This is a genomic window from Pseudoalteromonas sp. G5_S1_54_S4 (genome assembly GCF_054968565.1).
This window is the reverse complement of sequence record NZ_JBQKUL010000005.1, coordinates 133079-143755: the sequence shown is the minus strand read 5'-3', so window position 1 is coordinate 143755 and position 10677 is coordinate 133079. Positions and strand designations below refer to the sequence as shown.

Genomic DNA, 10677 nt, shown 5'->3' with positions numbered 1-10677 from the left:
GGTTTTAGGTTTTAGGTTTTAGGTTTTACAACATAGGTCACTCTCACACATTGAACACTTTAAAAAAGTTACATAAATTAAATTTATAGTGATTCGCGTATGGGTCATTGTTTGCTATTTGAGAATGAATATCTGGAAAGTAAATAAGATTGGAGCGGTACACGAGGCTCGAACTCGTGACCTCGACCTTGGCAAGGTCGCGCTCTACCAACTGAGCTAGTACCGCATTATATGAAGATTCTAGGTCCTAAGTTCTGTCAAAATTAAACCTTGTTCCTTTCGCCTTTCATCTTGAATCTTTATTTCTACTACAATTTCTTTTGGTTAGAAATTGGAGCGGCACACGAGGCTCGAACTCGTGACCTCGACCTTGGCAAGGTCGCGCTCTACCAACTGAGCTAGTGCCGCATTCAAAATAGTCAGTAATTTGACCGTTGGTGCGCGACAGGTCGCGTTCAACATTCTGGCAACTGAGCTAGTGCCGCATTTTCAAAATAGTCAGTAATTTGTCCGTTGGTGCGCGACAGGTCGCGTTCAACATTCTGGCAACTGAGCTAGTGCCGCATTCAAAATAGTCAGTAATTCGTCCGTTGGTGCGCGACAGGGCGCGTTCAACATTCTGGCAACTGAGCTAGTGCCGCATTCAAAAGTCAAAGCTCAAACACACTAACCCCGCGGGGGTTATCGTCTTGAGCGGGGCAGGATTCTACAATAATTAGGGTGCTTTGCAAGTATTTTTTATAAATTAAAAAACTTTTCTCGGTAAACCTTTAATTCCATAATCGAATCTTTAATGTCGTCTAACGCTAAATGTGACCCTTTTTTATTCACTTGAGCCAATACATCTGGTTTCCAACGACGAGCAAGTTCTTTAATGGTACTTACATCTAAATTACGGTAATGAAAAAAGTCTTCAAGCTCACGCATATACTTATTCATAAAACGACGATCTTGGCCAATCGAGTTACCACACATAGGTGAAGCACCCGCTGGTACCCATTGCTTTAAAAACGCGAGGGTTTGATCAACGGCATAAGCTTCATCGAAAGTACTTGCCTTACAACGCGCTGTAAGCCCTGATTTGCCATGCTGAGTTGTACACCACTCATCCATACCATCAAGTAGTTCATCACTTTGATGAATGGCAATGGTTGGGCCTTCGGCTAATATATTCAGATCAGCGTCAGTGACAACAGTTGCAATTTCAAGTATTTTGTCAGTCTCTGGTTCAAGTCCGGTCATTTCCAGATCGAGCCAAATTAAATTTGATTTATTAATAGTCATAATTACCTTAAACGGTGCTTTTCTTTAGATCCAACGCATTTCGATATATCATATTAGCATCAACCGTCGAGCTAAAGCTTTTTTTGGCAAACTCGGCATTTAACTCAGGTTATAGGCCTCAAGTGGCAAAACAGAAAAAATTAAGTAAAGGCCAATCCCGTAGGATCAAGGCCAATCATCAAAAGCGCTTATCGAATGCCGATACAAAACCGGCAAAAGTCGGCGCGCAAGAATGGCAAACAGATAATTTAGGTCAAGTGGAAAATGCGATTGTTATTAGCCGCTTTGGACAACATGCCGATGTAGAAACACAAAACGGTGATGTATTGCGTTGTAATATTCGTCGTACCGTATCGAACTTGGTTTGCGGCGATGAAGTATTGTTTCGCCGTGCAAAAGTAAGTGAAGGTGATTTAGCGGGTGTTATTGAAGCAACTCAAGAGCGCCGCTCACAACTCACGCGCCCCGATTTTTATGATGGGGTTAAAGTGATTGCCGCTAATATTGATCAAATTTTAATGGTTTCAGCGGTACTGCCAGAGTTTACCCCGAGCATTATTGACCGCTATTTAATTGCCTGTGAAGACATGGGTATCGAACCCATTTTAGTACTGAATAAAATTGATTTAATTGATGAAGCTGGTTTAAACGAAATACAACAAATCCTCGACATTTACCGTAAGCTTAATTATCAGGTGCTGCTAGTTAGTAATATAACTGGTGAAGGCATTAATGAGTTAAAAGAAGTACTTGCGGGCAAAAATAATATTTTTGTTGGTCAAAGTGGCGTGGGTAAATCTACCTTAGTTAACACTGTACTGCCAGATGCTGAAATTTTGACTAAAGAAGTGTCTGAAAACAGCGGGCTTGGTCAGCACACCACCACGGTATCGCGCCTTCATCATTTACCGAGTGGGGGTAATTTAATTGACTCACCGGGAATTCGTGAATTTGGCCTATGGCATTTAGATGTTGAACGCGTCACTTGGTGCTTTAAAGAATTTAGAGAATTTATAGGCGGATGCCGGTTTAGAGATTGTAAACATTTAAACGATCCGGGCTGTATAATTAAACAAGCGGTAGCCGATGGCGATATTTCAAAATTACGCTTTGAAAGCTACCACCGTATTTTAGAAACCATGGCCGATGGCCGTGCAGGCGCTCGTGCGCCCCGCGTATAATAAGGGAATAACCTGTGAGTTTAGATAAATTTAAAATCGCCATGCAGTATGCCATGCCAAAACACTTTATTTCTCGTGTGGTAGGTAAACTTGCTGCAGCAAAAGCCGGTGCGTTAACAACCACATTAATTAAATTATTTATTAAACAATATAAAATAGATATGAGCGAAGCTAAATATTCAGATCCGGCTCATTACAAAAGCTTTAATGAATTTTTTACCCGTCCGTTAAAAGACGGTGTGCGTCCTATGGTTGAAGATGAAGAAATTATTATTCATCCAGTAGACGGCGCAATTAGCCAACTAGGCGACATTGTTGATGGTCAACTTATTCAAGCTAAAGGCCACGATTACAGCTTACAAGCATTGTTAGGTGGATCACAAGACGACACAACCGCGTTTTTAGGCGGTAAATTTGCAACTATTTACTTGGCACCAAAAGATTACCACCGTATTCATATGCCAATTGATGGCACGCTAAGCAAAATGATTTATGTACCGGGCGATTTATTTTCAGTAAACCCACTTACCGCTCAAAACGTACCAAATTTATTTGCCCGTAACGAGCGTGTAGTGGCTATTTTTGAAACTGAAATTGGCCCGCTAGCTATGGTTTTAGTAGGCGCAACCATTGTTGCCAGCATAGAAACTATTTGGGCTGGCACAGTGACTCCACCAGCTGGCAGTGATGTGTTTAGCTGGAACTACCCAACTAAAGGCGAAAACGCGATCACCCTTAAGAAAGGGGAAGAAATGGGTCGCTTTAAATTAGGCTCAACGGTTGTGCTCGCATGGGGTGCGAACAAAGCAGAGATATTAGACGATCAACTCCCAGAGGTAGTTACTCGTTTAGGCACTGCCTTTGCAAAAATTGATGATTAATAGGTAGTGTCAGTTCGAGCTTAAAAAAACACCGCGTTTATTTTCAATAACCGCGGTGTTCTTTTCTTGTAGACGGAGAGCTTACTTACGTTAAAAGCCAAGCTTTTCATTACTCATACCCGCCACACTCTTTACACGCTAAATCCTTAGTCATCTTAAAATGCTGTTGATTTAAGCTTAATGCGTCAAACGTTATAAACACATTCCCCTTAAAATGACCTAACAACATATTGAGGGTTAATTGTGCCTGCATTGACCCAACAATCCCAAGTAAAGGGCTAATTACCCCGGCATTACTACAATTTATAACCGGTGCATCGCTACTTTGAGGGAAAACACAGCCGTAACATGGATTGTCACTTTGTCTAAAATCAAACCCCATTAATTGCCCTTGAGTTGCCAACGCTGCTGCAGAAACAAGTGGTGTTTTACTATTTATGCAAAAACGATTTACCGTGTATCGAGTCGCAAAGTTGTCAGAGCAATCAAGTACAATATCAGCGCTATTTAATAACGTTTCACTACTTTCGTCAGTCAACTTTTGCGAGTGGGTTATTATATTTATTTGATTGTTAAGGTTCGCAAGCACCTTTCCAGCCGCGCGAACTTTGTTTTGCCCCAAATGATTTACTTTATAGAGCACTTGGCGCTGCAAGTTAGACAGTTCAACTACATCGTCATCAATTAAAATAAGCGACCCAATGCCAGCTGCCGCTAAATACAGCAGCGCAGGACTACCTAAGCCACCTGCACCAACTACGGCAACCGTTGAACGTTTCAGCATTAACTGCCCGTCAAGCCCCACTTCATCAAGTAATATGTGGCGGCTATAACGTAGAGTTTCTTTGTCGCTGAGCTGCTGCGTTTGCATGTTAGCAGGCATTCTCATTTATCACCGATTTTAAGGTATTGATTGCCTCTACATAATCATCAGCCTCGGTAATAGCACGCACCACGGCTACACTGCCCACGCCCGTTTTAGCAACCTCTTGCGCCCTATTTAAATCAATACCGCCAATAGCGACTGTAGGGTAACTCTGCATAAGCGGTACAAATTTATTGAGCTTTTCAAGCCCTTGTATTTGCCCTGTCATGTCTTTGGTGGTGGTAGGATAAATCGCGCCAAAGGCCATGTAGCTTGGGCGGTAATTATGCGCCCGAAGCATTTCATAAAACCCATGGGTAGAGAGACCAAGTCGCAGGCCTGCTTCTTTTATAGCAACTAAGTTTGCACTCTCTAAGTCTTCTTGCCCTAAATGCACCCCATAGGCGCCATGTTTGATGGCAAGTTGCCAGTAATCATTTATAAATACCTGCGCATTATACTGCTCACCCAAGGTGACCGCTTTGGCAATCAGTTCATCTAGCTCATTCTGCGTTTTATTTTTAACACGAAGCTGAGCTGTTTTAATTCCTTGCTGTAAGCACTTTTCTAGCCATTCAATACTATCAACCACACCATAGAGGCCAAGCTTTTTACTTTCACAGGCTGCAAAATCAGCAGCCATATTAAAATCAAGCGGCACATCAAAATCCAACTCATCACCTAACCAGCTACCCGGTTCAATCACCTGAGGGTAATGCGCTAAATCGGTAGGAAACTGCGTTTGTGCAACCGGCCCTATGCCCTCGCCATAGCGAACTGATTGCTTTAAACCTTGGTTTATATAGGCTTTAGCTAAAATAAACGCATCTTTTAACGGATAGTCTTTTGCAAGACACGCAGCAATTACTGACGCCATACTGCACCCTGTACCATGGCTATGAGGAACTTGAATTTTTTCATTACCTAGCCAATAGTCTTCAGCGTTTTGTGTGCAGTAATCAATGCAATACCCGCTTGGGTAATCCCAATGTCCGCCTTTAATCACCACCGCTTTTGCGCCCCACGCCATCAGCTTACTCGCCGCTTCTTTAATCGCTGCAGGGCCAATTAAATACACACCCGTTAATAACTGGGTTTCGTGGGTATTTGGGGTAATTACATCCACCAGCGGTAGTAAACATTCTTTTATCGCACTTACGGTGTCTTCTTCTGTTAGTAAGTCACCGCTTGAGGCAATAGCCACAGGGTCATACACAATAACCGGCGGGGTTGGCCATTTGGCTTTGTAATGGCTTATGTGCTCACTAATTAACTGAATTTGCTGCACATTGGCAAGCATACCAATTTTTATCACTTTGGCTTTCATGTCTTTTTCAAGTGCAAGCAACTGGGACTCAATAATATCGGTAGACACTGCATTAATGGCCTCTACACCTAAGCTATTTTGAGCGGTAAGCGCGGTGATTGCTGTACAACCATGCACACCAAAACTTTGCATTGCCTTAATATCGGCTTGAATACCCGCGCCGCCGCCAGAATCAGAGCCAGCAATTGTCCACACTACGTTTGTCATATTTTTCTTTCCTTACTGCTGATGCCAAAATGGCATACCCATTGTTGGGGTTGAGGGGGTTGCAACGTCTTTTTCGGGCATTGCTTTGGCATTGTATGCAAAGCGCCCTGCCTCTACCGCAGCTTTAAATGCACGGCTCATAGTCACTGGGCAACCCGCCCCTGCAATGGCTGAATTTAATAATACAGCATCATACCCTAATTCAAGTGCTTGGCAGGCATGCGATGGTAAACCTAACCCGGCATCAACAATTAATGTTGCATTAGGCAGGCGTTCCCTAATGGTTTTTAAATTATAACTATTTAACAATCCTTTACCGGTGCCAATAGGCGCGCCCCACGGCATTAGCACCTCACAGCCTAATCCATTCAAGCGCTGACACAGCACTAAATCATCAGTGCAATAAGGCAGTACTTTAAACCCATCATCAATCAATATTTTTGTGGCTTCAAGTAATGCAAAGGGATCGGGCTGTAAATTATAGTCATCGCCTATTAATTCAAGTTTTATCCAATCGGTAGCAAATACTTCTCGGCACATTTTAGCTAGGTTAATAGCCTCTTTGACGCTGTGGCATCCGGCAGTATTAGGCAGTATTTTTAAACCGGTGTTTTTAATTAATTGCCAAAAATCATTCCCTGCCGCCGCGTTTTGTTGTCGTCTAAGTGACACGGTGACTATCTCAGCACCTGAGGCTTTAATTGATTGCGTCATGATATCTGGTGACGGATATAACGCAGATCCAATTAACAAGCGACTATTGATTGGTTCACCATAAATTGTTAAACAGTCTTTGCTTTGCATAGCACTATCCACCTTGGATAGGTGACAATAACTCAATACTGTCACCTTCATTTATAACAACGTGGCTATGGCGACTCTGAGGAATAAACTCTCCATTTACAGCCACGGCATAAGGCGCCATTGCACCCACGTTTTTTACTATTTCCAGCAGTGCATGGCTAGTCACATTTAAAAGCTCACCATTAATTGTAATGTTCATTTAATACTCACTCTATTTGCGATAGTGCTTGTGCTACAAGCGCGGGTGTCAACATATAGCCGTGGCGATACAAGCCATTAATACTGATAACCTTATTCGTTTTTTTTACCTGTGGGCGATTATCGCTAAACGCTGGGCGTAAGCCTGTTTGAATATTTAATAATCGCGCTTCGGCAAAACCACTGTGAACAGTGTAGGCCGCTGATAATAGTTCAAGGGTTGAGCGCACAGTTGCAGGACCTGTATCTTGCGATTCGATCTCCGTTGCCCCTATGACATATTCATGATTAGGTTTAGGTGCAATATAAATAGGGTAACGCGGATGCATTAACCGCACAGGCCGCGTTAAGTTAACCTCAGGGGCGTATAACCTTGCCACTTCCCCGCGCACGCCTCGAAGTGGCTGATCTTGTTTGGCTCCAAGCCCTCTGCAATCAATAATGTAATCAAACTCTCGATTATTCACTTTATTATCAAAGATGCTGGCGCGTTGATTAAACACAAACTTTACTTTGCGCTTATTTAGCAACCTAAAGCTGGCTTTATAAAAGGCTTGGTTATCTATTTGCGCTTCACCGGGTAAAAATAGCCCTTGATTAAAACGCCCTGTAAGCTCAGGTTCTAAATCCGCTATTTGCTGCGTATTAACCGCTTTGGCACTAAAATTTAGTAACGGCTTTATTCGCTGTGCAAAACTTTGTAAGTCGCCTTTATCTTGCGTATGAGCAACCACTAAGGTGCCCTGCTTTTGAAAGAACACCTCACTGTTTAACTCATCTAAAATAGCAGGCCAGCGAGCAATAGAATCTACTCCCAATAGCGCTAAATCATGTTCACACATAACCGATTCAGCTAGCGGTGCCAGCATAGCCGCCGCCACTTTACCCGCACTATTTTGGGTATGCTCATCATCAGCTTCAAATACAGTAATACGGTGCTGCTTACTTAACTCAAGCGCCGCCAACCGCCCTGCTAAACCAAAGCCCACCACAGCAATGTTATAAAACATAAACACTCCTACATTTAGCTCATAGCCACCAGCTTTCAGCTGTCAGTAAAGCAACTCTTGCCTCTATGCTGCTTACTTTGTCGCTGATAGCTGATAGCTAATAACTGAAAGCTGCGCTACAGCGCTTTATGGTAAATCTCTGAGCCTGTTTGCTTAAACTCTTCAGATTTAGCTTTCATCTCGGCCTCTACATCTACCATTTTGATTTCAATGGCATCACCCACGTTATTAGGATCAATACCGCGCGCTTCTAGATCTTTGGCGTAGTCACGTACTTCTTGGGTTATTTTCATCGAACAAAATTTAGGGCCACACATGGAGCAAAAGTGGGCTACTTTACCTGATTCTTGTGGCAGTGTTTCATCATGATATTCACGGGCGCGAACCGGGTCTAAACCAATATTAAATTGGTCATGCCATCTAAATTCAAAGCGCGCTTTTGATAGCGCGTTGTCTCGCTCTTGTGCACCTGGGTGACCTTTGGCTAAATCGGCGGCATGAGCGGCAATTTTGTAGGTGATAAGGCCTTCTTTAACGTCTTCTTTATTTGGCAAACCTAAATGTTCTTTCGGTGTTACATAACACAGCATGGCACAGCCATACCAAGCTATTTGCGCAGCCCCAATCCCTGAGGTTATATGGTCGTACCCCGGTGCAATATCAGTGGTGAGTGGGCCTAAGGTATAAAAGGGCGCTTCGTCACAATGTTTAAGTTGCTCTTCCATATTGGCTTTGATCATATGCATAGGCACATGCCCAGGGCCTTCTATGAACACTTGTACATTATGCTTCCAAGCTATTTTAGTCAGTTCGCCTAAGGTACGAAGCTCACTAAATTGCGCTTCATCGTTAGCATCGGCAATAGAGCCCGGACGCAGACCGTCCCCTAGTGAAAAACACACATCATATTGTTTTAAAATTTCACAAATATCTTCAAAGTGGGTGTATAAAAAGTTCTCTTTATGGTGCGCTAAACACCATTTGGCCATAATAGAGCCGCCACGCGACACAATACCGGTTACGCGTTTTGCTGTCATAGGGACATAGCGCAAAAGCACGCCGGCATGAATAGTAAAGTAGTCAACTCCCTGCTCTGCTTGTTCAATTAAAGTATCGCGGAATATTTCCCACGTTAAGTCTTCTGCTACGCCATTTACTTTTTCAAGTGCTTGGTAAATTGGAACAGTACCGATAGGTACTGGCGAATTACGTACCAGCCATTCGCGGGTTTCGTGAATGTAACGCCCAGTTGATAAATCCATTACGGTGTCGGCACCCCAACGGGTTGACCACACCATTTTTTCAACTTCTTCCTCAATAGATGAACCAACTGATGAATTACCTATATTGGCGTTAACCTTAACTAAAAAGTTACGACCAACAATCATAGGCTCGGTTTCTGGGTGATTAATATTGTTAGGTAAAATAGCGCGTCCGCGAGCAATTTCTTCACGCACAAATTCAGGAGTAATAAACTCAGGGATACTCGCGCCAAACGACTCCCCTTTATGCTGCGCAGCTAGTAACTCTTCACGTATTTGCGCACGCCCCATGTTTTCACGTATCGCTACATATTCCATTTCTGGGGTGACTATCCCTTGGCGAGCATAATGCATTTGGGTGACATTTTTACCCGCTTTTGCACGGCGTATTTTTGGAAGGTGTTCAAAGCGAATATGATCTAGCCCATCATCAGCCATACGCTGCTGTGCAAACTGTGAGGTTACCGACTCTAGTACTTCGGTATCATTACGGCTCTCAATCCATTGTTCACGGTATTTATTAAGTCCCTTGCGCACATCCAATTTAAATTCAGGATCGGTATACGGGCCTGATGTATCGTAAACACGCAATGGTGCATTTGACTCATACACTGGGTTTTGTTCATCACCACCAATAAAAGTATCGCTCAATGTGATTTCACGCATACCCACACGTACATTTTCTTGCGTGCCTTCAACATACACTTTATGAGAGCTTGGGAATGGTTGACCCGTTAGGTTATAAATATAGTCAGATGCAGCGGCACGGGTTTCGCGGCGCGACGATTTTTTTGTAGTGTTTGACATGACTTACCTCATTGCTTAAGGGTTGTCTTGCCAGATATTCCGATGGAATAGAGAAAGATCGTAAAGTCGCTTTATGCGACTTTGCGGCCTAAGACGGATGTTGCTTTTTTGTGCGCATAAAAAAAGACGCACAAGCGTCCCGTTTAGGCAGCTTGTTCCCTACGCAGGTATTAACCTGATCAGGTTCACGGATCCCGCTTTCGCGATCTCAGCCTAAATAAAACTTAGGCACTCCGACAAGTAGTTAAATTGTTCGTTGATTTGATAATGTTTTAATCAAATCTGCTATGAGTGTACGCCAGTTGAAAATTCCCTGCAAGGGGCTGTTTTTCAAAATGTGTAAAATTTACTTAGGGATAAACACAAATTTTTGCTCGCCTTGCATCACCAATTTTTGGTCTTGCATGTTAAGCACTGCACCTTGCTGCAGAGCTTGTAAAAACTGTTGTTCAAACTCATCCAGTTCAGGGCCACATGATTTACGTGTCATACCTAATTTGCTTACGCTCAAGCTGCTATCTTCAAGTGAGCCTTCACCAAAAAACTTATTACATCCGGCAAAGCCGTTTATTTGTAGCGCTTCTATAAAGCTCATTGATGCTTTAAAAGATGCGGGAATGCCCAAACCATCAACCTTTGATAATTGCCATTGTGTATATTTTAGCTGCTCAGTGGTAACTGTCCCTGTTGATGCGCAACCAACACATAAACCGATTACAAGCATCGGTATTGCTGCTAATTTCATGTTACTACTAACTTATTGTCTAATTAGTGTAATAGTATCAATATTTGTCAGGTTTATCCGTTAAAAATGCATGTTTTAAATGTAAATTTTTGTTCTAAGCTAGTTT

10 protein-coding genes, 2 tRNA genes and 1 riboswitch are annotated in these 10677 nt (G+C 42.8%); of the genes, 2 read left to right on the top strand and 10 right to left on the bottom strand.

Translation table 11 applies throughout. The features are described from left to right. Positions 1-150: 150 nt before the first annotated feature. The 3 genes from ACTRWE_RS03895 to orn all read right to left on the bottom strand — a co-directional run bounded on the left by ACTRWE_RS03895 (position 151) and on the right by orn (position 1284). A tRNA-Gly gene (locus ACTRWE_RS03895) sits at positions 151-226 on the bottom strand. Between the two features lie 106 nt (positions 227-332). Then, positions 333-408, bottom strand: a tRNA-Gly gene (locus ACTRWE_RS03890). 330 nt (positions 409-738) lie between these two features. Next, positions 739-1284, bottom strand: coding sequence for an oligoribonuclease (gene orn / locus ACTRWE_RS03885; protein ID WP_028834530.1), 546 nt, complete (start codon positions 1282-1284; stop codon positions 739-741). Positions 1285-1406: 122 nt separating this feature from the next. Between orn and rsgA the strand changes: the two genes are divergently transcribed. Next, positions 1407-2465: a small ribosomal subunit biogenesis GTPase RsgA gene (gene rsgA / locus ACTRWE_RS03880; protein ID WP_013463964.1), complete on the top strand. Its 1059-nt coding sequence runs from the start codon at positions 1407-1409 to the stop codon at positions 2463-2465. A gap of 14 nt (positions 2466-2479) precedes the next feature. Further along, a complete protein-coding gene (gene asd / locus ACTRWE_RS03875; RefSeq protein WP_462879533.1) occupies positions 2480-3346 on the top strand; it encodes an archaetidylserine decarboxylase in 867 nt (288 codons plus the stop codon). 109 nt (positions 3347-3455) lie between these two features. Here the strand turns inward: asd and ACTRWE_RS03870 are convergent, their stop codons facing one another. The 7 genes from ACTRWE_RS03870 to ACTRWE_RS03840 all read right to left on the bottom strand — a co-directional run bounded on the left by ACTRWE_RS03870 (position 3456) and on the right by ACTRWE_RS03840 (position 10571). Next, entirely contained in the window at positions 3456-4235 is a 780-nt protein-coding gene (locus ACTRWE_RS03870; RefSeq protein ID WP_462879532.1) for a HesA/MoeB/ThiF family protein, read from the bottom strand. Continuing rightward, the gene (gene thiE / locus ACTRWE_RS03865) at positions 4219-5745 is read right to left on the bottom strand and encodes a thiamine phosphate synthase (RefSeq protein WP_248473989.1); all 1527 of its coding nucleotides are present in this window, start codon (positions 5743-5745) and stop codon (positions 4219-4221) included. The genes ACTRWE_RS03870 and thiE overlap by 17 nt, the downstream gene beginning before the upstream one ends. 12 nt (positions 5746-5757) lie before the next feature. Beyond that, positions 5758-6549 carry a thiazole synthase gene (locus tag ACTRWE_RS03860; protein WP_076922725.1) on the bottom strand — a complete coding sequence of 264 codons (792 nt, stop codon included), beginning with the start codon at positions 6547-6549 and terminating at the stop codon, positions 5758-5760. A 4-nt stretch (positions 6550-6553) separates the two neighbouring features. After that, positions 6554-6748 (bottom strand): sulfur carrier protein ThiS, encoded by a 195-nt coding sequence (gene thiS / locus ACTRWE_RS03855; protein WP_033104272.1) that lies wholly within the window; start codon positions 6746-6748, stop codon positions 6554-6556. Between the two features lie 7 nt (positions 6749-6755). After that, entirely contained in the window at positions 6756-7757 is a 1002-nt protein-coding gene (locus ACTRWE_RS03850) for an FAD-dependent oxidoreductase (protein ID WP_462879531.1), read from the bottom strand. Positions 7758-7873: 116 nt separating this feature from the next. Next, a complete protein-coding gene (thiC, locus tag ACTRWE_RS03845) occupies positions 7874-9826 on the bottom strand; it encodes a phosphomethylpyrimidine synthase ThiC (RefSeq protein ID WP_462879530.1) in 1953 nt (650 codons plus the stop codon). Positions 9827-9965: 139 nt separating this feature from the next. Next, positions 9966-10072, bottom strand: a riboswitch (TPP riboswitch). Between the two features lie 100 nt (positions 10073-10172). Then, a complete protein-coding gene (locus tag ACTRWE_RS03840; RefSeq protein WP_282447323.1) occupies positions 10173-10571 on the bottom strand; it encodes an META domain-containing protein in 399 nt (132 codons plus the stop codon). Positions 10572-10677: the final 106 nt, after the last annotated feature.